Annotated in this window: 25 protein-coding genes; 20 read left to right on the plus strand and 5 right to left on the minus strand. The window is 40.3% G+C overall.

Annotated features, from left to right (window positions below; all coding sequences use genetic code 11):
* Positions 1–64: 64 nt before the first annotated feature.
* The 4 genes from B9Y87_RS01345 (at position 65) to B9Y87_RS01360 (ending at position 4,719) form a co-directional block, all read left to right on the plus strand.
* Complete coding sequence (locus B9Y87_RS01345; RefSeq protein ID WP_085495454.1) at positions 65–1,294, plus strand: 3-phosphoshikimate 1-carboxyvinyltransferase; 1,230 nt, start codon at positions 65–67, stop codon at positions 1,292–1,294.
* 95 nt (positions 1,295–1,389) lie between these two features.
* Complete coding sequence (queA, locus tag B9Y87_RS01350) at positions 1,390–2,439, plus strand: tRNA preQ1(34) S-adenosylmethionine ribosyltransferase-isomerase QueA (RefSeq protein WP_085495456.1); 1,050 nt, start codon at positions 1,390–1,392, stop codon at positions 2,437–2,439.
* A gap of 87 nt (positions 2,440–2,526) precedes the next feature.
* Entirely contained in the window at positions 2,527–3,573 is a 1,047-nt protein-coding gene (rlmN, locus tag B9Y87_RS01355) for a dual-specificity RNA methyltransferase RlmN (RefSeq protein WP_085495458.1), read from the plus strand.
* Positions 3,574–3,741: 168 nt separating this feature from the next.
* Positions 3,742–4,719: a polyprenyl synthetase family protein gene (locus tag B9Y87_RS01360; RefSeq protein WP_085495460.1), complete on the plus strand. Its 978-nt coding sequence runs from the start codon at positions 3,742–3,744 to the stop codon at positions 4,717–4,719.
* Between the two features lie 70 nt (positions 4,720–4,789).
* Here B9Y87_RS01360 and B9Y87_RS01365 read toward each other — a convergent pair whose 3' ends face one another.
* Positions 4,790–5,056, minus strand: coding sequence for a zinc-ribbon domain-containing protein (locus B9Y87_RS01365; protein WP_085495462.1), 267 nt, complete (start codon positions 5,054–5,056; stop codon positions 4,790–4,792).
* Between the two features lie 122 nt (positions 5,057–5,178).
* Between B9Y87_RS01365 and dnaG the strand changes: the two genes are divergently transcribed.
* Positions 5,179–7,158, plus strand: a complete 1,980-nt coding sequence (gene dnaG, locus B9Y87_RS01370) for a DNA primase (protein WP_085495464.1) — start codon at positions 5,179–5,181, stop codon at positions 7,156–7,158.
* Between the two features lie 87 nt (positions 7,159–7,245).
* Here dnaG and B9Y87_RS01375 read toward each other — a convergent pair whose 3' ends face one another.
* Together B9Y87_RS01375 and nadE are read right to left on the minus strand one after the other, a co-directional pair.
* Positions 7,246–7,875, minus strand: a complete 630-nt coding sequence (locus B9Y87_RS01375; protein ID WP_085495466.1) for a response regulator — start codon at positions 7,873–7,875, stop codon at positions 7,246–7,248.
* A gap of 169 nt (positions 7,876–8,044) precedes the next feature.
* The gene (gene nadE, locus B9Y87_RS01380) at positions 8,045–8,833 is read right to left on the minus strand and encodes an NAD(+) synthase (protein ID WP_085495467.1); all 789 of its coding nucleotides are present in this window, start codon (positions 8,831–8,833) and stop codon (positions 8,045–8,047) included.
* A gap of 93 nt (positions 8,834–8,926) precedes the next feature.
* Here nadE and gldB point away from each other — a divergent pair, with 93 nt between their 5' ends.
* The 3 genes from gldB to B9Y87_RS01395 all read left to right on the plus strand — a co-directional run bounded on the left by gldB (position 8,927) and on the right by B9Y87_RS01395 (position 10,746).
* Complete coding sequence (gene gldB / locus B9Y87_RS01385; RefSeq protein ID WP_085495469.1) at positions 8,927–9,892, plus strand: gliding motility lipoprotein GldB; 966 nt, start codon at positions 8,927–8,929, stop codon at positions 9,890–9,892.
* Positions 9,893–9,919: 27 nt separating this feature from the next.
* The gene (gene gldC / locus B9Y87_RS01390; RefSeq protein ID WP_072865182.1) at positions 9,920–10,255 is read left to right on the plus strand and encodes a gliding motility protein GldC; all 336 of its coding nucleotides are present in this window, start codon (positions 9,920–9,922) and stop codon (positions 10,253–10,255) included.
* Between the two features lie 107 nt (positions 10,256–10,362).
* A complete protein-coding gene (locus B9Y87_RS01395; RefSeq protein WP_085495471.1) occupies positions 10,363–10,746 on the plus strand; it encodes a GTPase in 384 nt (127 codons plus the stop codon).
* A gap of 23 nt (positions 10,747–10,769) precedes the next feature.
* Here B9Y87_RS01395 and yihA read toward each other — a convergent pair whose 3' ends face one another.
* Both yihA and B9Y87_RS01405 read right to left on the minus strand, forming a co-directional pair.
* Positions 10,770–11,384 (minus strand): ribosome biogenesis GTP-binding protein YihA/YsxC, encoded by a 615-nt coding sequence (gene yihA / locus B9Y87_RS01400; RefSeq protein ID WP_085495473.1) that lies wholly within the window; start codon positions 11,382–11,384, stop codon positions 10,770–10,772.
* A 37-nt stretch (positions 11,385–11,421) separates the two neighbouring features.
* Positions 11,422–12,186: an alpha/beta fold hydrolase gene (locus B9Y87_RS01405; RefSeq protein WP_085495475.1), complete on the minus strand. Its 765-nt coding sequence runs from the start codon at positions 12,184–12,186 to the stop codon at positions 11,422–11,424.
* 265 nt (positions 12,187–12,451) lie between these two features.
* On the opposite strand from B9Y87_RS01405, the gene mraZ reads away from it, so the two are divergent.
* The 12 genes from mraZ (at position 12,452) to ftsA (ending at position 26,014) form a co-directional block, all read left to right on the plus strand.
* The gene (gene mraZ, locus B9Y87_RS01410; RefSeq protein ID WP_085495478.1) at positions 12,452–12,916 is read left to right on the plus strand and encodes a division/cell wall cluster transcriptional repressor MraZ; all 465 of its coding nucleotides are present in this window, start codon (positions 12,452–12,454) and stop codon (positions 12,914–12,916) included.
* Positions 12,894–13,799, plus strand: a complete 906-nt coding sequence (gene rsmH / locus B9Y87_RS01415) for a 16S rRNA (cytosine(1402)-N(4))-methyltransferase RsmH (RefSeq protein WP_245808617.1) — start codon at positions 12,894–12,896, stop codon at positions 13,797–13,799. The genes mraZ and rsmH overlap by 23 nt, the downstream gene beginning before the upstream one ends.
* A 107-nt stretch (positions 13,800–13,906) precedes the next feature.
* Positions 13,907–14,227, plus strand: coding sequence for an FtsL-like putative cell division protein (locus B9Y87_RS01420; RefSeq protein ID WP_072865195.1), 321 nt, complete (start codon positions 13,907–13,909; stop codon positions 14,225–14,227).
* A gap of 2 nt (positions 14,228–14,229) precedes the next feature.
* Positions 14,230–16,236, plus strand: a complete 2,007-nt coding sequence (locus B9Y87_RS01425; protein ID WP_085495484.1) for a penicillin-binding protein — start codon at positions 14,230–14,232, stop codon at positions 16,234–16,236.
* Complete coding sequence (locus tag B9Y87_RS01430) at positions 16,233–17,696, plus strand: UDP-N-acetylmuramoyl-L-alanyl-D-glutamate--2,6-diaminopimelate ligase (RefSeq protein WP_085495487.1); 1,464 nt, start codon at positions 16,233–16,235, stop codon at positions 17,694–17,696. Before B9Y87_RS01425 ends, B9Y87_RS01430 begins: the two co-directional genes overlap by 4 nt.
* A 52-nt stretch (positions 17,697–17,748) precedes the next feature.
* Positions 17,749–18,972 carry a phospho-N-acetylmuramoyl-pentapeptide-transferase gene (gene mraY / locus B9Y87_RS01435; RefSeq protein WP_085495490.1) on the plus strand — a complete coding sequence of 408 codons (1,224 nt, stop codon included), beginning with the start codon at positions 17,749–17,751 and terminating at the stop codon, positions 18,970–18,972.
* Position 18,973: 1 nt separating this feature from the next.
* A complete protein-coding gene (murD, locus tag B9Y87_RS01440) occupies positions 18,974–20,308 on the plus strand; it encodes a UDP-N-acetylmuramoyl-L-alanine--D-glutamate ligase (RefSeq protein ID WP_085495492.1) in 1,335 nt (444 codons plus the stop codon).
* 3 nt (positions 20,309–20,311) lie between these two features.
* Complete coding sequence (locus B9Y87_RS01445) at positions 20,312–21,505, plus strand: FtsW/RodA/SpoVE family cell cycle protein (protein WP_085495494.1); 1,194 nt, start codon at positions 20,312–20,314, stop codon at positions 21,503–21,505.
* Complete coding sequence (gene murG / locus B9Y87_RS01450; RefSeq protein ID WP_085495496.1) at positions 21,492–22,586, plus strand: undecaprenyldiphospho-muramoylpentapeptide beta-N-acetylglucosaminyltransferase; 1,095 nt, start codon at positions 21,492–21,494, stop codon at positions 22,584–22,586. The genes B9Y87_RS01445 and murG overlap by 14 nt, the downstream gene beginning before the upstream one ends.
* Before the next feature lie 4 nt (positions 22,587–22,590).
* A complete protein-coding gene (gene murC, locus B9Y87_RS01455; RefSeq protein ID WP_085495498.1) occupies positions 22,591–23,952 on the plus strand; it encodes a UDP-N-acetylmuramate--L-alanine ligase in 1,362 nt (453 codons plus the stop codon).
* A gap of 10 nt (positions 23,953–23,962) precedes the next feature.
* Complete coding sequence (locus B9Y87_RS01460) at positions 23,963–24,682, plus strand: cell division protein FtsQ/DivIB (RefSeq protein WP_085496590.1); 720 nt, start codon at positions 23,963–23,965, stop codon at positions 24,680–24,682.
* A gap of 3 nt (positions 24,683–24,685) precedes the next feature.
* Entirely contained in the window at positions 24,686–26,014 is a 1,329-nt protein-coding gene (gene ftsA, locus B9Y87_RS01465; RefSeq protein WP_072865213.1) for a cell division protein FtsA, read from the plus strand.
* Positions 26,015–26,033 lie beyond the last annotated feature (19 nt).

Below are 26,033 nucleotides of genomic sequence, written 5' to 3' on the forward strand. Positions count from 1 at the left end.
CTTGTTTTTGTTTCTTCATTGCGAAACAAAAAATACTAAATACGTCTTAAAAATTCCATAAAAATTGAAGTTACATTTATCTGCCCCATCGCAAACCCTGATAAAATCAACAGTAAAAATAACAGGATCCAAAAGCGAATCCAATAGATTGTTGTTGTTGCAGGCGCTGTTTCCCTCTATAAAAATAGATAATCTTTCCAATTCCGATGATGCCGAAGTTATGCAAAAGGGGTTGCAGGTCAGTAATGGTGTGGTAGATATTCACCATGCAGGTACAGCCATGCGTTTTTTGACCGCCTATTTTGCGTCACAGGAAAACAAAGATGTTACCCTAACGGGATCTAAACGAATGACCGAAAGACCAATAAAAGTATTGGTAGAGGCCTTGAGGATTCTGGGTGCTGATATAAGTTACCTAAAGGACGAGGGGTATCCGCCTATAGCCATTAAAGGTAAAAAGCTGACGAAACATAAAGTTAGTCTGCCCGCAGATATCAGTAGTCAGTATATTTCGGCTTTATTATTAATAGCACCAAGTCTGGAGAATGGAATTGAGTTGGAATTGGTGGGTAAGATTACATCGGTACCCTATATAAAAATGACCTTGGGACTGCTTTCCCAAATTGGGGTAGTGAGTTCCTTTAATGGAAATACCATTAAGGTGTCTCCGAAAGAAACAGTTGAGCCTACCACCCAGGTGGTAGAATCCGATTGGAGTTCCGCCTCCTATTTTTATGGCATAGCAGCGCTTTGTGAGATAGGCACGGAAATATCGTTGTCCGCCTATAGCAAGAACAGCCTTCAGGGGGATAGTGTCCTTAAGGAAATTTACAAGGATTTTGGGGTGGAAACCAGCTTTCAGGGCCATGAGGTTACTTTGAAAAAAATTGGAGCACCCAACAATAGTACTTTCAATTTTGATCTGGCAAATGCACCGGATATAGCGCAGACCATTGCCGTGACTTGTTTAGGTTTGGGGGTAGGTTGTCATATGACGGGCCTGCATACACTTAAAATTAAGGAAACCGACAGGCTGGAAGCATTAAAGACCGAATTGACCAAATTGGGCGCATCCATATCCGTCACCGACAAAACTTTGACTTTGGAGGTTTCCAAGGAAATAAAAAAGGAAATTGCAATAGATACCTATAACGATCATAGAATGGCCATGGCCTTTGCTCCATTGGCCCTCAAGACTACACTTTTCGTAAACGATGCGGAAGTCGTATCCAAATCATATCCCGACTTTTGGGAGGATTTGAAAAATCTAAAATTCAAGGTGCAGACCATTTGATTTTTATTTAAATAGGGTTTTACTTGACATCGCCCCCTACATCGTCGTATATTTGCAGCCGCTAAACATGAATCTAAAATTAAGGAATATACTAAATGAAATTATCGCACTTCAATTTTGAACTTCCAAACGAATTATTGGCAGAGTATCCGGCAGAGAACAGAGATGAGTCCAGATTAATGGTGATACACAGGGATACAGGTAAAATTGAGCACAAAATGTTCAAGGACCTTATAGACTATTTTGATGAGGGCGATGTTATGGTGCTTAACAACACTAAGGTTTTTCCTGCTAGATTATATGGCAATAAAGAAAAGACTGGTGCCAGAATAGAAGTATTTTTATTGCGTGAGTTAAATGAGGAACAACGTCTTTGGGATGTATTGGTAGATCCGGCGCGTAAAATAAGAATAGGGAACAAACTTTATTTTGGTGATGACGAGACCCTAGTGGCCGAGGTAATAGATAATACCACTTCAAGGGGAAGAACACTGAGGTTCCTGTATGATGGTTCCTATACCGATTTCAGAAGAAAATTAAAGGAGTTGGGAGAAACCCCTTTGCCAAAATACATTAAAAGAAAGGTAGAGGCCGAAGACGAAAAAAGATATCAAACTATTTATGCCAAGCACGAAGGGGCGGTGGCAGCGCCTACTGCTGGTTTGCATTTTTCCAAACATTTGTTGAAAAGATTGGAAATTAAGGGAATCGATTTTGCGGAGGTTACCCTGCATGTAGGTCTGGGGACTTTTAATCCTGTGGAGGTTGAAGATCTTTCCAAGCACAAGATGGATAGTGAGGAATTGATCATTGACGAAAAGGCAACGGAAATTGTTAATGCTGCCAAACTTAAGAAGCGAAAAGTATGTGCCGTAGGTACTACCGCTATGAGGGCTTTGGAAAGTGCCGTTTCTTCTCAGCAGACCTTAAATACCTTTGATGGTTGGACGAACAAGTTTGTTTTTCCTCCATACGACTTTAGTATCGCCAATGCCATGGTCACCAATTTTCATCTGCCAAAATCAACTCTATTAATGATGGTTTCGGCCTTTATGGGACACGATTTGATGAAAAAAGCATATAAAGAGGCTATATTGGAAGGATATAAATTTTATTCTTATGGCGATGCCATGTTGATTTTATAGTATCCAAATAAATACTAGAATCCCGTCAGTATCGCAGGTTATTGTGGATTGACGGGATTTTTTTATAGAATCATTTATCTTTAGGAAGTGGAAGTTGCAAAAAACAAAAGGGATATAAGGGCATTTACCAAAGATCAGCTTAGGTTGTTCTTTGAATCCCAAGGAGACAAGGCCTTTAGGGGCAATCAGGTCTATGAATGGCTGTGGCAAAAATCGGCACATACCTTTGAGGATATGACCAATATTTCCAAGGAAACCAGGCAGATGTTGGAGGATAATTTTGTGATCAACCATATTAAGGTAGATCAAATGCAACGAAGTAGTGACGGAACCATTAAAAATGCAGTTCGACTACATGATGACCTTATTGTAGAATCTGTTTTAATTCCTACCAAAACCAGGACTACCGCCTGTGTGTCCAGTCAAGTTGGCTGTAGTTTGGACTGTAGGTTTTGTGCCACAGCCCGACTAAAGCGGATGAGAAATCTTAACCCGGACGAGATCTATGACCAAGTGGTGGCCATTGATAATGAGAGCAGGTTATATTTTGATCGCCCTTTGAGCAATATTGTTTTTATGGGTATGGGAGAGCCGTTGATGAATTACAACAATGTACTTAAGGCCATAGATAAGATAACCTCACCGGAAGGTTTGGGGATGTCTCCCAAACGCATTACCGTATCCACCTCGGGCGTACCCAAAATGATAAGGAAAATGGCAGATGAGGAGGTGAAATTTAAATTGGCGGTTTCCCTGCATTCCGCTATAGATGAAATAAGGACCTCCATAATGCCCTTTAACGCAACTTTTAACCTTGCCGACCTAAGGGAGTCATTGGAATATTGGTTCCAAAAAACAAAAAGTAGAATAACCTATGAATATGTGGTTTGGGAAGGTATAAATGACACACAAACGGATGTTAACGCCCTAGTGGAGTTTTGTAGGTTCGCCCCCTCCAAGGTTAACCTTATTGAGTACAACCCTATAGACGATGGGGAATTTCGGCAGGCAAATAATGCCGCTATTGAAATGTATGTGAATACCTTGGAAAGAAATGGAATTACGGTGACCGTTAGGCGTTCTAGGGGCAAGGATATTGACGCGGCCTGTGGCCAGTTGGCCAATAAATCCTAAGAATATTAGATTGAGGGAAGACAGCTTTCTCTTGTGCCGAATTCCATTGTAAATTCGCTGAAATCTTTAAATAAGGGTTACATTACCAGAGTAGGCTGTTAATTACTATGTTTTTTTACCTAATTTTACGCATCTAAACCGGCTATACAAAGCAGCTTAAATTATCCCTTGAAAATTGTATCCCAAATAAAGGAACCGATTAATCAGGAAATGGAACTTTTTGAAAAAAAGTTTTATGAATCCATGTCTTCCAAGGTGGCCTTGTTAAATAGGATTACGTACTATATCGTTAACAGAAAAGGGAAGCAGATGCGCCCAATGTTCGTCTTTCTTACGGCGAAATTGTTAAATAATGGTGGGGTAAACGAAAGGACCTATAGGGGTGCGTCGGTGATTGAGCTCATACATACGGCTACTTTGGTACACGACGACGTGGTAGACGATAGCAATAAACGTCGCGGCTTCTTTTCCGTAAATGCTTTGTGGAAGAATAAAATAGCCGTATTGGTAGGGGATTATCTACTTTCCAAAGGCCTTCTGCTATCTATAGATAATGGGGATTTTGATCTTCTTAAAATTATTTCTGTCGCCGTACGTGAAATGAGTGAGGGCGAATTGCTGCAAATTGAGAAGGCAAGGCGCTTGGACATTACCGAGGAGGTATATTACGACATTATAAGGCAGAAGACAGCAACCTTGATTGCTGCTTGCTGTAGTCTGGGGGCCTGTTCCGTTAAGCCTGATTCCCCTGATGTGGAAATTTTTAGGAAATTTGGGGAGCTTATTGGCATGGCCTTTCAAATCAAGGATGATCTGTTCGATTACGGAGAGGAAAGAATTGGAAAGCCTACAGGTATCGACATCAAGGAACAAAAAATGACCCTGCCCTTGATATATGTTCTTAATAAATGTTCCAAGACGGAAAAAAAATGGTTGATCAATTCCATTAAAAATCACAACAAGGATAAAAAACGGGTAAAGGAAGTCATCGCTTTTGTAAAAGCGAACGGCGGTCTGGAATATGCCGTAAAAAAGATGCTGGCCTATAAGGAGGAAGCCTTGGCCTTATTGGATGCCTATCCGGATTCCGAGTATAAAGGTTCGCTTAAGCTTATGGTGAACTATGTGGTGGACCGTAAGAAGTAAGTCTTTAATTCTGTAATCGGTATGAAATCGGTTTCCGGCCACACTTTGGTTTGTGATAATTGAATTAATATTAGTTGGTTTGTTCCAGACTCTTTCCGGTATCTATACCGCGTTGCATTTCTTCGGTAAATTCATCCTGGTAATAAGTTCTTTTGCAATGGGAACAGCTTATGGAGGAAAAGGAGCCCACTCTAAAAAGGGAAATCCAGAAAAAGTGAAAATAAGTGGTACTTGTTACTGCTGTTAAGGTGTCCTTATTGCCGCAGTAGGGACAGGCCACATTTTGAAGCAATTTTGAAGTTGTTTTTCCGGGTTTGGTTCCTAGAAATAATATCATTTCCTATTGGTTTATTCTTCTAAATGGAAATCGCAATTTAGCAATATTTCTTTTACAAGCATGGTTTTCCTTTTTTCTAGAGCCCTTAAGTATTATCTTTAACCTTCTAAAAAATGTAAAGGTTGATTTCAAAAACCACTATAGACAAAGTATACGAGACTGCCCGATTGGAGGAGGTTATAGGGGATTTTGTGCAATTAAAGAAATCGGGTTCCAACTTTAAAGGGCTTAGTCCTTTTACTGATGAGCGCAGCCCTAGCTTTATGGTGTCGCCGGTAAAACAGATATGGAAGGATTTTAGCAGTGGTAAAGGCGGGAATGTTGTGGCTTTTTTAATGGAGCACGAGCATTTTTCATATCCTGAGGCCATTAAGTATTTGGCCAGAAAGTACAATATTGAAATTGAGGAAACAGAACTGAGCAACGAACAAAAAGAACAGACCAATGAAAGGGAGAGTATGTATCTGGTTTCCGAATTTGCACAAAAATACTTTTCCGAGGTTTTGTGGGAAAGGGAACAAGGCAAGGCCATTGGTTTAAGTTATTTTAAGGAACGTGGGTTTACGGAAGATACCATAAAGAAGTTTGATCTGGGCTATTGTTTGGACCAATGGGACGGTTTTACCAAAGCGGCCCTCAATAAGGGATATCAATTAAATTATCTGGAGAAAACGGGTCTTACTATTGTCAAGGATGATGCGGCCGACAAGGACAACAAAAAGACCTTTGATCGGTTTAAAGGGCGTGTTATGTTTCCTATACACAGCATGAGCGGTAGGGTGCTCGGTTTTGGAGGTAGAATATTGACCAATGATAAAAAGGCGGCCAAATACTTAAACTCCCCGGAAAGCGATATTTACCACAAAAGCAAGGTACTGTATGGTATTTATTTTGCAAAGCAGGCTATTGCCAAGGAAGACAATTGTTACTTGGTAGAGGGGTATACGGATGTTATACAGATGTACCAACGGGGTATTCACAATGTAGTTTCTTCCAGTGGTACGGCCTTGACCGCAGATCAGATAAGATTAATAAATAGGCTCACCAAGAATATAACGGTTTTGTTCGATGGGGATGCGGCCGGTTTGCGCGCTTCCCTTAGGGGGATAGACCTGATCCTGGAACAGGGAATGAACGTAAAGGTGTGTACCTTTCCTGAAGGGGAAGATCCGGATAGTTTTTCCAAAAACAATGACTATGAGGACGTGGTACTATACCTGCAGGAGAACTCCAAGGACTTTATTCAGTTCAAGGCTTCCTTATTGGTAGAGGAAGCGGCGAACGACCCTATTAAAAGAGCGGATACGGTACGGGATATTGTTAATAGTATCTCTAAGATCCCAGATAGGATACAGAAGGAAATATATATCCAGGAGTGTGCGCAGATTATGAACATTTCCGAGGCGGTTTTGTTCAATACTTTGGCGCAGATTGGGAAAAAGGACGTATCGGATGCCAATAAAAAGATAAAACAGGAGCAGCAGGCCTTTGATGTGGTCAAGAACGAACCCTTGCGTCAGAAAGTGGATGTGCAATACGAGCTGGAGCGTAAGATTATAGAGATGTTGCTGTTATATGGGGATTTGGAACAGCAATTCGAGGATCTGGTTTTAAAGGAAAATGAAAAGGGAGATTTGGTACTGGAGCCCGAATCCCTGGATGCCAAGGTATATGAAAAGATATATCTAGACCTACAAGATGATGAAATTGAACTTGCCAATGAGCAGTTTAGAAATATCTATTATAGATTGATGGAGGATCTTAATGAGAAGGAAATTTTTTCCATTACCACTTTTATAGCAAATCTGGACCAGGAATTGGCCTCGGAAATTTCTTCCATTTTAATGGAAGAAGAAAAGTACGTTTTACATAGCTGGGAACGAAAAGATATATTTCCTAAAGATAAAAAAGTAGGTATTTCCCAGTTGGTAAGCGAAACCATTCTGACCCTAAGATGTTACCTTATAAAAAAGAGAATAGGTTCCCTTCAGGAGAGCACCTTAAATAATCAGGAGGGAAATATGGAAGCCCTAGAGGAGATCATGAACTATATTCAACTTAATGTATTGTTGAACAAAAAGCTCAACAGGGTTCTTTCTTAAGATTTCTGGAGGCAGTAAACAAAAAAAAAGACTGAAGTCCTATTTATGAGGAAATCAGTCTTTTCTATTATTGATTGGTTATTATGTCTAGTACAGTTCCAAAGCTTTGGCTTGCTGTAATAAATCCACTAAGTTGTCCACATTAAGCTTACGCATTAAACGCGCCTTGTAGGTACTGACCGTTTTTTCGTTTAAATCCAAGCCTTGGGCTACTTCTTTATTTCGCTTGCCACTGGCCAAGAGTTTCAGGACCTCTACTTCCCTTGTGGAAAGTTTTCTGAAAAACCTTCTTGGTTTTTGAGTTCCTTCGTCAAAAGCAAGGCGTTGTGCCAATTCATTGGTAATAAACATATTGCCTTCACTAACTTTTCGTATAGCGCTTATAATGTAGTCTATATCCGATGTTTTGGACAAGTAACCAAATGCGCCGGCACGAATGGTGCTTAGGGCATAAACATCTTCAGATTGACCGCTATAGATCAAAACCCGTATGTTGGGGTACTCTTTTTTTATTTTCCTAAGAGTTGCAATGCCATTAATTTCTGGGATGTCCATTTCCAGAAGAATTACATCTGGGGTAAAAAGTTCCAGCTTATTGAATAATTCCGTGGTGGTAGATGCATCGGCTATTACTTGAATATCGGAAACAGAATCCAAGACTTGTTTTACGCCCATCCGTACTATAGGATGATTATCAGCAATTAAAATTTTGATCATTTTGGGTTATTTTTCTAGATTTCAACATCAATAATCATGTCTAAAAATACTGACATGCAATGTAGGGTTAAAATATCTAATTAGATAGGCAAAGCTTAATTTTTTTAATGAAAACCGAAAATTTTAGCATGTTTTTTCGATTTAATCACTTGGTTCTTAGGTGAGAGGTTCATTTTAACGAATTTGGTATTTCACAAACGGGAATTGGGACCATCTTATGTTTGTTTGAGCGGTTGAATCTTTTGTATATCTGAAAAACCTCTTTTTGCCTATCAGAAAAATCCGCCTCCACCTTTCCTTCTTCATCCATTTGCATGGCCCACTCCAATTCTGGGTAGGATGCCCCAATTTGGTCTTCGTCGGTTCTGTCGTCTCCCCATAGGCCATCGGTGGGCGCAGCTTTAATAATGTCTTCGTTTATGCCAAGGACTTTGGCAATTTCGTATACTTCGGTTTTAAGTAGGTCGGCGATCGGACTTAGATCCACACCGCCATCACCATATTTAGTGTAGAAGCCCACGCCGAAATCTTCAACCTTATTGCCAGTACCGGCTACCAACAGTTTGTTTAGGGCAGCAAAGTAATATAAAGTGGTCATTCTTAACCTGGCCCTGGTATTGGCCAAGGACATAAACCTGTCTTCCTCGTTGTCAACTGCGGGTAGTGCATCTACCAAACTATCAAACGTGGGCGTAAGGTTTACCTGTAGCCTTTCAACATTTGGATAGTGCTTTTTAAGCCATACTATATGGTTGGATGCACGGGTCACTTGGTTTTCGGCCTGGTGTATGGGCATTTCCAAACATAAAAGTTGTAGTCCTGTTCTTGCGCATAAAGTAGAGGTTACGGCGGAATCTATACCTCCAGAAATTCCGATTACAAATCCTTTTATATTTGCATTGTTTGCATATTCCCGTAACCATGTTACTATGTGGTCTATAACTTTTTCGGTTTGCATATGAACGATTTATAAGGTTTAAAAACTTAACTTTGCACCGTAAAAATAAAGCCTAGAGTTTAATATTTAAAACATTAACCGAATTACTTTAGAATGCAAAAGGCCATATTCTTTGTTTTAGTCCCAATTTTTATTTTTTGTAGTTGTGTTCACGGCGATAAGTTGGCCGATGAGGTCGCTAAAATAAACGTAGATATAAAGGTTAATAGATTTGATAGGGAATTTGCCGAGGCCAAGCCCACGGATATTCCAGGTCTAAAAGAAAAGTATCCCTATCTTTTCCCTGCCAATTATCCGGATAGCATTTGGGTGGCAAAATTGCAGGATACCCTACAATTGGAAGTTATGGATGAGGTCGGAAAATCTTTCCCCGACTTTGTAAGTGAAAAGCAAGACATGGAGTGGTTGTTTAGGTATATTAAATACTATTTTCCCAATTATGAAATACCAAGGGTTGTTACAGTAACTTCGGAGGTAGATTACAACAATAGAATTATTTTAACGGATAGCCTACTTCTTGTTGGTCTGGATAACTATTTGGGCAGTACCCATAAATTTTATCAAGGTATTTCCAGATATATCGCCAACGATTTGGATAAACAATACTTGACCCGGGACATGGCCAGTGCATTTGCCAAAACCGTTGTGGCACCACCGCGGGACCGTACTTTTTTATCGCAGCTTGTTTATTACGGTAAGGAGCTCTATTTAATGCAGCAGCTTATGCCTCAAAAGAAGGAAGCTGTCATTATAGGTTATGCGCCGGATGAATTGGAATGGGCGAACGTCAACGAGGAACAGATTTGGCGCTATTTTATAGAACGTGAATTGTTGTACAGTACCAATAGTAAATTGGGACCAAGATTTTTGGATCCGGCTCCTTTCTCCAAGTTTGAACTGGAATTGGATAATGAGTCACCTGGCAAAATAGGACGTTATATTGGTTGGCAAATAGTCAAGGCCTTTATGGATAACAATAATATTACATTACAGGAAATGTTGACCCTGCCTGAGGAAGAACTTTTCAAAAGATCGGGGTTTAAGCCAAGAAAACTGTAAGAGTCAATACAAATCATATACAAAACAATGGCAAAACTACATACATCAGAAATTACATTAAGAGTTGGGTTGGATGAAAATAGGGTTCCTGAAGAGCTATCGTGGTCGGCACAAGATGGTGGCATAGACAATGAAAAGGCCAAGGCAATGTTATTGTCTGTTTGGGATAGTAAAAACCAAGAATCCTTAAAGATCGATTTATGGACAAAGGATATGCCGGTAGATGAAATGAAAGTTTTTTTTCATCAAACCTTGGTCTCCCTGTCCGACACATTTATGAAAGCTACCCAGGATGAAAAAATGACGGCTACCATGAAGGATTTTTGCGATTATTTTGCAGAAAAATTGGAGTTGAAAAAATAGGTTACCTGCAGAGGTTATTACCCTTACTAGGTTCTAGAGTGCTCTAGTATTAAGTATTTACGGGGTTTGCCGACTAAGCTGGAAAAGTCAATTCTTAATTCATAAAGATGGAAGGTATCCCAGCAGAGCGACTTGTATTTGTGTATAATGCCAATTCGGGGATTGGCAATGCCCTTTTGGATAGTATTCATAAAACCTTGGATCCAAAGTCCTACAATTGTAATCTATGTGCCATAACCTTTGGCCTTGTTTCTGAACATAAGAAATGGAAGGAATTTAGGCAGAATTCTGGTGTGGATATGGAATTTCTTCATAGGGACGAGTTTAAAAAACGGTATGCTTATGAACGAAAAGTTAAAGACGTTTTTCCACTAGTCCTTATTCTTAATGGGGGCAAGCTACAAGAGTTTCTCCATAAAGAAGAGATAAATAAAATGAAAAGTCAGGAAGATCTAATTTTTGCCGTTGAGGCGAAGTTGTCGCAGATCTAATTTACGGTAAACTGAAAGTAGCATTAATTTAATGCCTTGAAGAAATTGGTATTTAATTCCTCTATAAAACCAAGCAATTCCTCTTGGCCCATCCCATTGGTGGATGAGGTGACAAAATAATTTGGGGCCTCCTCCCAAACACCTTCCAATAATTCCTTGATATAGGCATTGACGTGGTTTTCTATGGCTTTTGGTTTCAATTTATCCGCCTTGGTGAAAATCATACAAAACGGAATCTGGTTTTCTCCCATCCATTCCAAAAATTCCATATCCACTTTTTGGGGTTCATGCCGTATATCGATCAAAACAAAGGCACATACCAATTGCTGACGCTCAATAAAATAGTCGGTAATATACTTTTGAAAGGTTTTTTTATCCTTTTTGGATACCCGGGCATAACCATATCCGGGCAAATCTACCAAAAACCAATTTTCGTTTATTTTAAAATGGTTTATAAGTTGTGTCTTTCCTGGTCTACCAGATGTTTTGGCCAAACTTTTTCTTTGGGTAAGCATGTTGATCAAGGAGGACTTTCCAACGTTGGAGCGACCAATAAATGCGTATTCCGGCAAATGTTCCTTAGGGCAATTTGCTACGTTGGAATTACTCATAACAAAGTTGGCCGACTTAATTTTCATTTGTTCGCTTTTATAGGTTACGGACTTTGATTCTTGCTTAGAAATTTCTTTTCTCCAACCAGGCGTCCAGTACAGTATTGAATTCCTGTGGGTGTTCCATCATTGGGGCGTGCCCGCACTTATCTATCCAGTATAAATCCGAATCTGGGAGTAGTGCATGGAATTCCTCAGCCACATTGGGTGGGGTAACGCTATCGTTTTTGCCCCATATGATACAGGTAGGGGTTAGCATATGCGGTAAATCTTTGGACATGTTGTGTCTAATGGCACTTTTTGCAATTGCAAGCGTTTTAACCAATTTAATACGGTCGTTTACCGTAGCAAATACTTCGTCCACGATTTCCTTGGTAGCTACTTCAGGATCGTAAAATACATCCTGAGCCTTTTTCTTTATAAATTCATAGTCGCCACGCTTGGGATAACCATCTCCCATGGCACTTTCGTATAATCCGGAGCTACCAGTTATTACAAGGGCCTTTACCTTTTTTGGATATAATTTGGTATGGAGCAGGCCAATATGTCCGCCAAGCGAATTGCCAAGTAGAATTACATCTTTAAGGGACTTGTGCTCTATAAAACCTTCCAAAAATTTAGCAAAGCTCTTTACATTGGTTTTAAGTAATGGCATATCGTAAATAGGAAGCTCGGGAACCAATACCTTATAGCCTTTAGGTGGAAAATGGTTCATGACCCCGTGAAAATTGCTCAATCCTCCCATTAGACCGTGTAATATTATAATTGGTGTTCCTTCACCCATTTCAATATATCGGTATTTCCCCTCTTTAATTATCTTTTTTTCCATTAAGGATAGCTTCTGATCTTAGTTGGCAAATATAGGCATTTCATTATTATGCAAGTATAGACAAGTTTTTGGAACGGTGATATTTAATGATAATTTTTTGTTGAAAGATTTTTTACGGTATCGGTTCTGTGGAATTTTTAAGGTGCATTTGGAGTGTAGTTTGTCGATAAAGTATGCATTTTATTAACAAAGTGGTATTTTGTGGTAAATTGTGGTAATAATTTATATATATTTGAGTTATTAAATTAAAAACCAGCTACTTTAAGTGATTAATTTCATTGGAACATATGATTGTAAGGCCGATTCCAAGGGAAGGGTGATGCTTCCTGTGGCGCTTAAAAATCAAATGTCTCCCGTAATCAATGATGGTTTTGTGGTAAAACGTTCTGTTTTCCAACCTTGTTTGGAGTTGTATCCTATGGCGGAGTGGAATATTTTGATGCAGAAGATGAACAAAAAGAACCGGTTTAAGAAAAAGAACAACGATTTCATAAGGAGATTTTCGGCAGGAGTGAAGGTGGTGGAAATAGATGCTACCGGTAGGTTGTTGATTCCGAAAAACTTGGTGGATGTGGCAGGTATTACGAAAGAGGTGGTATTGAGTTCGGCAATCAATATTGTTGAGATTTGGGATAAGGACAACTATGAAAAGGTATTGGAGGAAACAGCCGAGGACTTTGCAAGTTTGGCCGAGGAAGTAATGGGAGATGACGACGATGACTTATCATAGCCCGGTATTGCTGGCAGAGTCTGTTGATGGGCTCAATATAAGACCCGATGGAGTTTATGTGGACGTAACATTTGGAGGCGGCGGACATTCCAGGGAGATATTGAAGAGGTTAGGGGAAAATGGAAGGCTGTTGGCGTTTGATCAGGATGAGGATGCATTGGCTAATGCTATAGATGATGTGCGATTTCAGTTGATCAATGAGAATTTTAGATATATAAAGCAGTTTTTGAAGTTCTATGGAATAAGGAAGGTGGACGGGATCTTGGCCGATTTTGGAGTGTCTTCCCATCAATTCGATCAGGCCGAGAGGGGTTTTTCTACCCGTTTTGATGCTGATCTGGATATGCGAATGAGCAAAAAGAACCAGATTTCGGCTTTTGATGTGGTAAATGTATATGACTATGATGGTTTGAGGAGGGTTCTTTTTCAGTATGGTGACCTTAGGAACGCAAATGCCATAGCAAAAACAATTGTAGAGCAGCGTGAAAACGCGCCCATAAAAACCACCGATCAATTGAAGGAGGTTCTTGGTCAGTATCTGCCAAAACATAGGGAGCATAAGATTTTGGCTCAGATCTATCAGGCAATACGAATAGAAGTAAACCAAGAAATACAGGTGATAAAGGAATTCTTGGTGCAGGTGCCGGAATTGTTGAATGAAGGGGGGAGGTTGAGTGTTATTAGTTATCATTCCTTGGAGGACAGGCTGGTTAAGAGGTTTATTAGGGCCGGCCAGTTTGAAGGAGAGCCGGAAAAGGATTTTTATGGGAACATAGAAGTTCCAATGAAAAAGGTTGGCGGTTTAGTAGTCCCTTCCAAGGAGGAAATAAAGTTGAATAATAGGGCGCGAAGTGCCAAGCTTAGGATAGCCGAACGGGTTTGATGTTAAAGTGTAGGAATGTGAAATTGTCCAAGGTGGCACCTGTAATAATGAATTGGTATAATAATGAATTGGTATAATAAGGTATACAGTTGGGTAATTTATAAGTAATGAGAAAAGGGATATTGGACATATTAAAAGGAAAGTTTTTGGTGAGTGGTGGTGCTCCCAAAAACTGGATGTTTATCATTTATGTTTCCTTTTTGGCAACGGTTATGATTGCCAGTTCCCATAGTGCGGATGGAAAAGTCCATAAAATTGCAGCCCTGGATGAACAGGTCAAGGAGTTGAGGAGCGAGTTTGTGGATGTCCGTTCGGATATGCAGGAGCTTAAGTTGGAATCCACTGTATTGAGAATTTTGGAGCAGGATGGTTTGTTTCCGTCCGAAACTCCGCCTAAAAAAATAAAAGTTAAAACCGAAACCGAATAACAGTGCCTGTAACGGAAAAAAACATATTGACCAGATTATATATTGTGGCGGGATTCCTATTCCTGTTCGCAATTGCCGTTTTGGTCAAATTGGTCAGTATACAGATGGTGGAAGGCGAGAAGTATCGGAAACTTGCCATGGATCGTACTGAGAAAATGTTCACCATTGCCCCCAAGAGGGGTAATTTATATTCTGATGACGGCAGTTTGCTGGCAACCTCAGTTTCAAGGTATACGATTCGGTTTGATGCTGAAACGGTTGGGAAAAGGGATTTTGAGGATAATGTAAAGCCTTTGTCCGATGCCTTGGCGAAATTGTTGGGCAATTCGTCCTCCCATTATCAGCAACTTTTGAGAAAGGCCAAGGTGAATAAAAATCGATACGCCTTGATTGCCAGAAATTTGGATTACTCGGATTACGTGGCCGTAAAACAGTTTCCACTTTTTAACAAGGGCCCTTATAAAGGTGGTCTCATTATAGAACAAAAAATTGTTCGTGAACATCCTTTGGGGAAGATTGCTGAACGGAGCGTTGGTTATGAAAGGGTTGATGAGGACGGATACTATACTAGGGTTGGATTGGAAGGCGCCTTCGGACAATATCTTAGAGGGGTAGAAGGTAAGAGGTTAAAACAAAAAATTGCCAAAGGACAATGGAAGCCTATAGGTTGGGATAATATTGTGGAGCCCAAGGATGGCTATGATGTGGTTTCCACTATCGATATCAATATTCAGGATATTGCGCATCATGCCTTATTGGGGCAATTGGAAAAATATAATGCGGAACACGGCTGTGTAATTGTAATGGAAACCAAGACCGGAGAGGTCAAGGCCATATCCAATTTGGGAAGGACCAGTGAAGGCAAGTATTATGAGCGACTAAATTATGCCATAGGGGAGTCTCATGAACCTGGGTCAACCTTTAAGCTAATGTCCATGGTCGTGGCCTTGGAAGATAAGGTTATAGATACCAATACGGTTATTGATACAGAAAAAGGAACTTATAAAGTATACAATAGAACGGTAAGGGATTCCAAACACGGGGGCTATGGTAAAATAACCGCCGCCAAGGCATTTGAGGTTTCTTCCAATACGGCATTTGCCAAAATCATCAATAACAATTATAAGGACAATCCGGAGAAATTTGTCAACCGTCTCATGAACATGAACCTTCATAGGGAATTGGGATTGCCGGTTAATGGGGAGGGTACCCCGGTAATCCGTTATCCTGGGGATAAAGGCTGGTCTGGGGTTTCCCTGGCGTGGATGTCCCATGGGTACGAAGTTTCGCTTACCCCATTGCAGACCCTCACTTTCTATAATGCTATTGCCAATGATGGGGAGATGTTAAAACCTAGGCTTATAAAGGCAGTGAAAGAGTGGGATAAAACTATTTTGAAATTTGAGAAGGAGGTCATTAATCCTTCTATCTGTTCCAAGGAAACAGCGCGCAAGGTACAGCAATTGTTAAAAGATGTTGTTGAGAAAAAGCACGGTACCGGGCATGGCTTGTATTCGCCCAATTTTTCTATGGCGGGAAAAACAGGAACTACACAAAAGAATTATGTCTCCAAGGATCCTGAGGTGATGAAATACATTTCCACCTTTGCGGGTTACTTTCCTGCAGACGACCCTAAATATTCCTGTATCGTGGTAATTCATGAACCGGACAAGAGTGTAGGGTACTATGGCGCCGATGTGTCGGGGCCCGTATTTAAATCCGTTGCCCAAAAAATATATGCAAGTTCTCCTTTGGTGGATGAGGTGGATGTTAATGATGTGGAGACCAAGAACTTGGAAGAGGATTATCAAAGATACTTTGCGGCTTCCAATAAAAAATATAACCAAGTGCCCAATGTGGAAGGTATGAGTGGTATGGATGCGGTGTCGATCCTTGAAAATTTGGGGATCCAAGTAGAGGTGAAAGGGAATGGCAAGGTTAAGAAGCAGTCAATTGCTAAGGGAACGGACCTTAAAAAGGTCAATAAAATTGTATTGGTACTATCATGAAAACGCTTAAGGACATATTGTACGGGGTTGGTCTTTCTGCGGTGAGTGGATCTACTTCCATCATGGTGAACCATATATGTTTTGATTCCAGAAAGGTGGGCCAGGATGATGTTTTTGTGGCTATAAAAGGTCTTGTTGCCGATGGGCATCAATTCATAGATAAGGCTATAGCTTCAGGAGCAAAATCCATAGTCTGTGAAGAGCTACCCAAAAAGTTCGATAATGATATAACCTATGTGCAGGTGGATAATGGCAATAAAGCCTTGGCCATTATGGCGTCCAACTATTATGGTAATCCCTCTAAGAACCTAAGATTGGTGGGAGTGACCGGAACCAACGGAAAGACCACGGTTAGTAGCTTGCTCTATCAATTGTTTAAAAAAGCCGGATTTAAGGTAGGATTGATATCTACCATAAAGATAATGGTGGATAATAAGGAATATGCCACCACCCATACCACTCCGGATGCCTTAACGATCAACAAGCACCTTCAGCTCATGAACGATGAGGGGGTTGAGTATTGTTTTATGGAGGTCAGTTCGCATGGAATACATCAAAAGAGAACGGAAGGGTTGGTGTTTGAAGGCGCTATTTTTACCAATCTGTCCCACGATCATTTGGATTACCACAAAACTTTTGCGGAGTATAGGGATACTAAGAAGAGGTTGTTCGATCAGTTGTCCAAAAAGGCCTTTGCGCTTACCAATATCGATGATAAGAACGGCTTGGTAATGTTGCAGAATACCAGTGCTAGGAAGTACACCTATGCCTTAAAATCCTATGCTAATTATAGGGCCCAAATATTGGAAAATCAATTCAACGGCCAATTGCTAAAGATGGATGACCATGAGGTTTGGTCCAAATTGATAGGGGATTTTAACGCCTATAATATGTTGGCAATTTACGCCACTGCGGATTTATTGGGATTGGAAAAACTTGAAATTCTTCGTTTACTAAGTGAATTGGAAAATGTGGATGGAAGGTTTCAGTATTATATATCAAAAGAAAAAATTACAGCTATTGTTGATTATGCCCATACACCGGATGCCTTGAAAAATGTACTTGATACAATCAATACATTGAGGACTGGAAATGAAAATGTCATCACCGTCGTGGGGTGTGGTGGTGACAGAGATAAGTCTAAGCGTCCGGTTATGGGTCATATCGCAACAGCATTGAGCAATAAAGTCATTTTCACTTCGGATAACCCCAGGTCGGAGTCGCCCACTGTTATCATAGAGGAGATGGAAGCGGGTGTGGAAGCGCAAAATGCCAACAAAACATTGTCTATAGTAAACCGTAAGCAGGCCATTAAAACGGCTTGTCAATTGGCTGCTACCCATGATATTATACTGGTTGCGGGTAAAGGCCACGAAACCTATCAGGAAACTAATGGTGTTAGGGAGGATTTCGATGACTTTAAAATAGTGAAGGAGTTATTGGCCGACTTAAATAAATAGAGTTTTAGGTCGCCAAGATTAAAGAGAATAACAAAAAACAATAAACCCAGGAATGCTATACTATTTGTTCGAATATTTGGAAAAACACTATCAACTGCCAGGGGCGGGGCTTTTCCAATTTATCACATTTAGGGCGGCAATGGCGGTAATGCTTTCGTTGTTATTGGCCACGGTATATGGGAAAAGAATTATTAATTATTTGCGCCATAAGCAAATTGGGGAAACTGTGAGGGATCTTGGTCTTGAAGGTCAAAAACAAAAAGCGGGTACCCCAACCATGGGTGGGTTGATAATTATTATGTCCACCTTAATTCCAGTTTTGTTGTTTGCGCGCTTCTTGGATAATATTTATGTAATCCTTTTGATAGTTACTACGGTTTGGATGGGGATCATAGGTTTTGTGGACGATTATATCAAAATTTTTAAAAAGGATAAAGAGGGTTTAAAAGGAAGGTTCAAGGTAATGGGCCAGGTAGTTTTGGGCTTGATGGTGGGGGCAACTTTGTATTTTCATCCGGAGGTGACCATGAAGGAGCATTCCAAAACAGAAATTACCCAGGAGTATACCGTGCAGCAAGTACCTGGCAAGGAAATTAAATCTACCATGACCACCTTGCCATTTATTAAAAACAACGAGTTGGATTATGCCCGTTTTATTACCTGGATGGGAGATGGGATGGAGAAATATGCTTGGTTGGTATTTATTCCCATAATTATAATTATTGTAACGGCGGTCTCCAATGGAGCAAATCTGACCGATGGTATAGATGGACTGGCTGCCGGGACTTCGGCAATAATTGTATTTACGCTAGGCATCTTTACCCTGGTTTCGGGTAACATCATTTTTTCGGATTATTTGGATATCATGTTTATTCCCAGGGTAGGGGAATTGGTGGTGTTTATTGCAGCCTTTGTGGGTGCCCTGGTTGGGTTTCTGTGGTACAATGCCTATCCGGCCACTGTTTTTATGGGGGATACCGGAAGTTTGACCATTGGAGGAATAATAGCGGTTATAGCCATCATTATTCGCAAGGAATTACTAATACCTGTTTTATGTGGAATTTTCTTTGCAGAGTCCATTTCCGTGATGTTGCAAGTGGGTTATTTCAAGTACACAAAAAAGAGATTTGGTGAGGGAAAAAGGATTTTTCTAATGGCACCATTGCATCATCATTATCAGAAAAAGGGATACCACGAAAGTAAAATAGTGACTAGGTTCTGGGTTGTTGGAATTCTGTTGGCGGTAATAACCATTGTAACCTTAAAGGTGCGTTAGAATGGAGCGTTTGGTTGTTTTGGGAGGCGGAGAAAGTGGCGTTGGAACGGCTATTTTGGGTCAAAAGGAAGGTTTTGAAGTTTTTGTCTCCGATAAGGGGATTATAAAAGAGGAATATAAAAAAGTTCTTGAACATTTTGAAATAGATTGGGAAGAACGGCAACACACTGAAGAAAAGATTTTGAATGCCGATCTGGTCATGAAAAGTCCAGGTATCCCGGATAAGGTTCCTGTGGTAGTTAAGCTTAAGGAGAAGGGGGTTCCTATTATATCGGAAATCGAGTTTGCCTCACGGTATACCAAGGCGACCATTATAGGGATTACCGGAAGTAACGGAAAGACCACTACCACCATGCTAACGAACCACATTTTAAAAGAAGGCGGGTTACACGTAGGGATGGCAGGGAATATTGGGGATAGTTATGCCAAAATGGTGGCAGAAAAGGACTTTGATTTTTATGTTTTGGAGATAAGTAGTTTTCAATTGGACGGGATAGTGGATTTTAAACCACACATAGCCATCCTTACCAATATTACTCCAGATCATTTGGATAGGTATGAGTACAAATTTGAGAATTACATAGCCTCCAAATTTCGAATTGCAAAAAACCAGACAAAGGAGGATTATTTAATATATGATGCCGATGATGAAGTAATAGTCCAGTGGTTGCAAAAGAACCCGGTCCAATCAAAATTATTGCCCTTTTCCATTAATAGGAAATTGGATGAAGGGGCATATTTAGAGAATGATAAAATAATTATTAAGACACAAAATAACACTATAGAGATGGGTACAGACGCTTTGGCTTTGGAAGGAAAACACAATGTAAAGAATACCATGGCTGCCACTACGGCCGCTAAACTAATTAGTATTAGAAAGGAGACTATACGCAGAAGTATAGAAAATTTTCAGGGAGCAGAGCATAGGTTGGAAAAAGTACTTAAAATTCATCATGTTCAGTATGTAAACGATTCCAAAGCTACCAATGTAAATGCTACCTACTATGCCTTGGACAGCATGAAAACACCAACGGTGTGGATTGTAGGAGGGGTGGATAAAGGAAACGATTACAAGGAATTAATGCCTTTGGTGCGCGAAAAAGTAAAGGCTATAATATGTTTGGGTACGGATAATTCCAAAATAAAGGATGCCTTTGGCAATGTGGTGGACCTGGTAGTAGAAACATTTGCTATGGACGAGGCCGTAAAAGTTGCCTATAAGATAGCGGAACGTGGGGATACTGTATTGTTGTCCCCGGCCTGTGCCAGTTTCGACTTGTTCAAGAATTATGAAGATAGGGGAAAGCAATTTAAGGAAGCAGTAAAAAAATTATAAAGAGTGTTCGGATTTTTAAACAAAATTAATGGAGATAAAGCTATTTGGGCAGTGGTGGCCCTTTTGGCCTTATTTTCGTTTTTACCTGTTTATAGTGCCAGTAGTAACTTGGTGTACGTGGTGGGCAATGGTACCACCATTGGTTATCTGGTAAAGCATGCCATACTTCTCTTAATGGGGTTTGGTATAATTTATGGGGTGCACCGTATTCCCACACACTTTTTTAAAGGTTTGTCCTTGATTGCAATGCCGGTGGTATTGCTTTTGTTACTTTATACGTTGGCACAGGGCCAGGTTATAGATGGTGCCAATGCAAGTAGGTGGATCCGTATTCCCATAGTTGGTTTTACATTTCAGACTTCCAACCTGGCTGCGGTGGTACTAATGATTTATGTAGCTAGGTATTTAACAAAAATAAAGGATAAGACCATAACTTTTAAAGAGAGTATTCTTCCTCTTTGGTTACCAGTTTTTTTGGTAATAGTGTTAATACTGCCTGCCAATTTTTCAACGGCCGCCATTATATTTTCCATGGTGCTGCTATTGTGTTTTATAGGGGGGTATCCCTTTAAGTACCTGTTGGGAATAGTTGGTGCGGGAATATTGAGCCTAACACTGTTTATTTTGACGGCGAAGGCGGTGCCCGACTTATTTCCGAATAGGGTAGATACTTGGATGAGCAGAATTGAAAGCTTCTCCAATCCTGAAGATACGGAGGCCGATTATCAAATAGAGAAGGCGAAAATTGCCATTGCAACAGGAGGAATAGTGGGTAATGGAGCAGGAAAGAGCGTAATGAAGAATTTTTTGCCACAGAGTTCTTCAGATTTTATTTACGCCATTATTGTTGAGGAGTATGGACTGTTGGGGGGATTTGTATTGATGTTCTTCTACTTGTTGTTGCTTTTTAGGATCGTGGTAGTGGCAAATAGTAATGAAACCGTATTTGGAAAACTTTTGGTTTTGGGAGTTGGTCTTCCTATAGTTTTTCAGGCATTGATCAATATGGCGGTGGCCGTGGAACTTTTCCCAGTTACCGGTCAGACCTTGCCTTTAATTAGTAGTGGTGGAACCTCAAGTTGGATGACCTGTTTGGCCATAGGGATTATTCTTAGTGCAAGCAATAAACATGTTCAAACCGAATCGGAGGAAATAGATGAGACCAACCCTTTAGAAGTGTTAAGTGGGCAGTTATAGATTTATATTATCTGGGGGAGGCACGGGCGGACATATTTATCCTGCCATTGCTATTGCAAATGAGTTAAAAGTAAGGTATCCCGATGCTGAATTTTTGTTCGTAGGGGCAAAAGATAGAATGGAGATGGAAAAGGTACCCCAGGCAGGGTACAAAATTGAAGGTTTGTGGATAAGTGGGTTGCAAAGGAAGCTCACTTTGAAAAATTTAATGTTTCCTTTTAAAGTGATAAGTAGTTTGATGAAATCAGCAAGCATAGTGAGAAACTTTAAACCCCATGCCGTTGTGGGTACCGGTGGCTTTGCCAGTGGTCCCCTATTAAAAGTGGCATCGGGAAAGGGGATCCCATGTGTGTTGCAGGAACAAAATTCCTATGCTGGCATCACCAATAAATTATTGGCGAACAAAGTGGCCAAAATATGTGTGGCCTATGATGGCATGGAGAAATTTTTTCCTAAGGATAAAATTGTAAAGACGGGTAATCCTGTACGTGGGGATTTGGTGTCATTGGTGGAGAATAAAGTAGAGGCGTTGAGCTTCTTTGGTTTACAGGCGGATAAAACCACATTGCTTGTCCTGGGCGGTAGTCTTGGGGCAAGACGTGTAAATGTTCTTATTGAACAGAGTTTGCCTTTGTTCAAGGAACAAGGAATTCAGGTAATATGGCAAAGTGGTAAGCTGTATTATGAGGAATATAAAAAATATGAAAGCGGGGATGTCAAGGTAGTGGCATTTTTGAATAGGATGGATTTGGCCTATGGGGCTGCAGATATTATTATTTCCAGAGCGGGAGCAGGTTCCGTTTCTGAGCTGTGCATTGTGGGCAGACCGGTAATTTTTATTCCTTCCCCAAACGTGGCGGAGGACCATCAAACAAAAAACGCCCAATCCTTAGTGGAAAAGGATGCCGCTATTATGGTACGGGAAACAGAATTGGATGAAAAATTCGAGACAGTGTTTTTGGAATTGATCCGTAATATGGACTTGAGGGGGAAGTTGGGAGCCAATATCAAGAATTTGGCCATGCCCAACGCTACCAAGGAGATCGTAAATGAAATAGAAAAATTATTAGTGCAACAATAAGAAAATGGGCATAAAAGATATACATAACGTCTACTTTATAGGTATTGGAGGTATTGGTATGTCCGCCCTTGCGCGATATTTTAAATTTATAGGCAAAAATGTTTCGGGCTATGATAAGACCGAAACACCGCTTACTATGGATTTAGTGGATTTGGGTATCCAAGTGCATTATGAAGATGATTTGCAATTGGTGTCCAAGGAATATTTGGATCCTAATAATACCTTGGTGGTATATACTCCCGCCGTGCCTAATGATCATGGGGAGTATAATTATTTTATAGCCCATGGCTTTCAGGTGAAAAAGCGTTCGGAAGTATTGGGATTAATTACAAGGGATACCTATTGTTTCGCAGTTGCAGGCACACATGGCAAGACAACTACTTCTTGTATTCTGGCTCATTTATTAAAGGAGACCGGGACTCCCATTACGGCTTTTTTGGGTGGGATTTCAGAGGATTTCAACAGTAATTTTTTGCTGGAAGGTTCGGAGTATTCTGTGGTAGAGGCGGATGAATTTGATCGTTCCTTTCTTCAGTTATCACCTAATGTGGCCTGTATTACTTCAATGGATGCAGATCATTTGGATATATATGGCAACAGTGAGGAGCTGCAAAGGTCATTTCGTGATTTTGTAAATCGAATAAAGCCCAATGGTAAACTGTTGGTACGGAATGGTTTGGATTTGGAGGGGACAACCTATGGTATAGAGGACAATTCCGATTATTGCATTAGGAATATTAGAATAGACCACGGTACCTATATTTTTGATTTGGATTCTCCGGAGGCCAATCTTAAATCCGTTAGATTTAATAAACCAGGTAGACACAACCTGCTCAATGGTTTGGTAGCTTATGCCATGGCCATACAAGCCGGTTCGTCTCCTTCTAGTTTGGCAGAGGCCTTGGCCACTTTTAAAGGTGTGCAAAGACGTTTTTCCTATCAGATAAAGAATTCCGATTTTGTATTTATAGATGATTATGCACATCATCCTACGGAAATTGATGCTGCATTTCAAGCGGTTTCCGAAATGCATCCCGGAAAAAGTATATTGGCCGTTTTTCAGCCGCATTTATTCTCCAGAACAAGGGATTTTGTGGATGAATTTGCCAAAAGCCTGTCTAATTTTCCCAGTTTATTGTTGTTGGATATTTACCCGGCCAGGGAAAAGCCAATTGAAGGGGTTAACTCTCAATGGTTGTTGGATAAAATTACAAGCCCAAGGAAAAAATTAATTGGAAAGTCAGAGTTGATTTCAGAAATATTAGCCCAAAAACCCGATGTTTTAATAACCCTGGGAGCTGGAGATATTGGATTGGAAGTATCAAAAATTAAAAAGGAATTAAATCTTGTTCAAAAAAGACATTAAAAATAAAGAAATGAAAATTAATTGGAATTTCATAAAATTCGGAGCCCTGATGCTTGTAATTACGGGACTTTATGCATTTTCCAGTGCTAGGAACAGGCATAAAAAAATAGATAAAATTGAAATTGAGTTCGTCGGGGATCAGAATCTATATATGACCCAAGAGACGGTTAATAAATTGTTAATACAAAATTCTGGAGACCTTAGAAACCTGCCCAAAGAAGATATAGTTTTGAATACTATAGAAAAAGCTATCGAAGCTAATGAAATGGTGAAAAAAGCCCAGGTTTACCTTACGGTAAACGGGGATCTAGTGGCTAAAGTCATACAGCGAAAACCAATCGGAAGAGTTGAGGGAGTTGCAAAGTTTTATATAGATGAGGATGGTAAACGTATGCCATTTTCAAAATATCATTCTGCGCGGGTACCAATAATTACAGGAATAGTAACCAATAAAAGTACGGAGGGAGTGTACGAAATTTTGACTTATATAAATTCTGATGAATTCTTGCGAAAGAATATAATAGGCGTTCATATAACCGAGGAGCAAAAGTATCAGTTAAAGTTTAGGATGGAGAATTTTGTAGTGGATTTGGGCCATGTGGACGAACTAGAGAAAAAGTTCAGCAATTTCAAAGCTTTTTATTCAAAAGCAAATAAGGACAAAACGTTGAACGATTACAACAGGGTAAGTTTAGAATTTAATAACCAAGTAGTGTGCACCAAAATTTAAGATATGGAACAAGGTAATTATTCAGTAGGGTTGGATATTGGGACCACCAAAATTGTAGCCATCATTGGTAAGGAAAATGAGTATGGCAAGATTGAAATCTTGGGTATTGGCAGATCTAAAAGTTTGGGAGTACACCGCGGAGTGGTCAATAATATTACGCAAACCATTAAGTCTATACAGCAAGCGGTTGAACTGGCCGAAGGCAATTCCGGTTTAAAGATCAGTTCTGTGGTGGTAGGTATTGCAGGACAGCATATTAGAAGTTTGCAACATAGCGATTATATCACCAGGGCGAAATCGGAAGAGGTCATCAATGAGGATGATGTGGAAAAGCTCTGTAATCAAGTTTATAAATTGGTAATGCTTCCTGGAGAGGAAATTATCCACGTGTTGCCACAGGAATTCAAGGTAGACGGGCAGGCCGAGATAAAGCAGCCTATGGGGATGTACGGGGGCAGACTGGAAGCCAATTTCCATGTAGTGGTAGGTCAAGTTTCCTCTATCCGTAATGTGGGAAGATGTATAAAGAGTGCCGGCCTAGATCTAGGGAATATAACCTTGGAGCCATTGGCATCTGCCAACGCGGTATTAAGTCAGGAAGAGAAAGAGGCAGGTGTAGCGTTGATAGATATAGGTGGGGGCACCACGGATTTGGCCATTTTTAAGGATGGAATAATCCGTCATACCGCAGTAATCCCTTTTGGAGGTAATGTTATTACCGAAGATATCAAGGAGGGCTGTTCCATTATTGAAAAGCAGGCAGAGCTTTTAAAGATCAAGTTTGGTTCTGCTTGGCCAGGAGAAAACAAGGATAATGAAATTGTTTCCATCCCTGGGTTAAGAGGACGTGAGCCCAAGGAAATCACCTTGAAAAATCTTTCCAAGATAATACATGCCAGAGTGGTGGAGATTGTGGAGCAGGTTTATGTGGAGATCAAAAATTATGGCCACGATGAGCAAAAGAAAAAATTGATTGCCGGGATTGTATTGACAGGAGGAGGAAGCCAGTTAAAGCATTTAAAGCAATTGGTAGAGTATATAACAGGGATGGACACTAGGATCGGTTACCCCAATGAACATTTGGCAGGCGATTCGGATGAGGAAATAGCCAGTCCCTTATATGCAACTGCAGTGGGACTCTTGATGAATGCGGTGCAGAACAAAGCCAAAGTTAGGGAAGCACGGCAGGAGGCTGTGGATAAGGAATTGGATCGTGAGGTTTTTTCAGGGGAAGATAGCACCCAGACCAAAACTGCCATAAAAAAGGAGCGTAAATCTATTTTTGACAAATGGTCCGAGAAATTGAAGGATTTCTTGGATAATGCGGAATAGATTATAAAATAAGAAAAGT

The organism is Arenibacter troitsensis (assembly GCF_900177645.1).
Taxonomy (GTDB): domain Bacteria; phylum Bacteroidota; class Bacteroidia; order Flavobacteriales; family Flavobacteriaceae; genus Arenibacter; species Arenibacter troitsensis.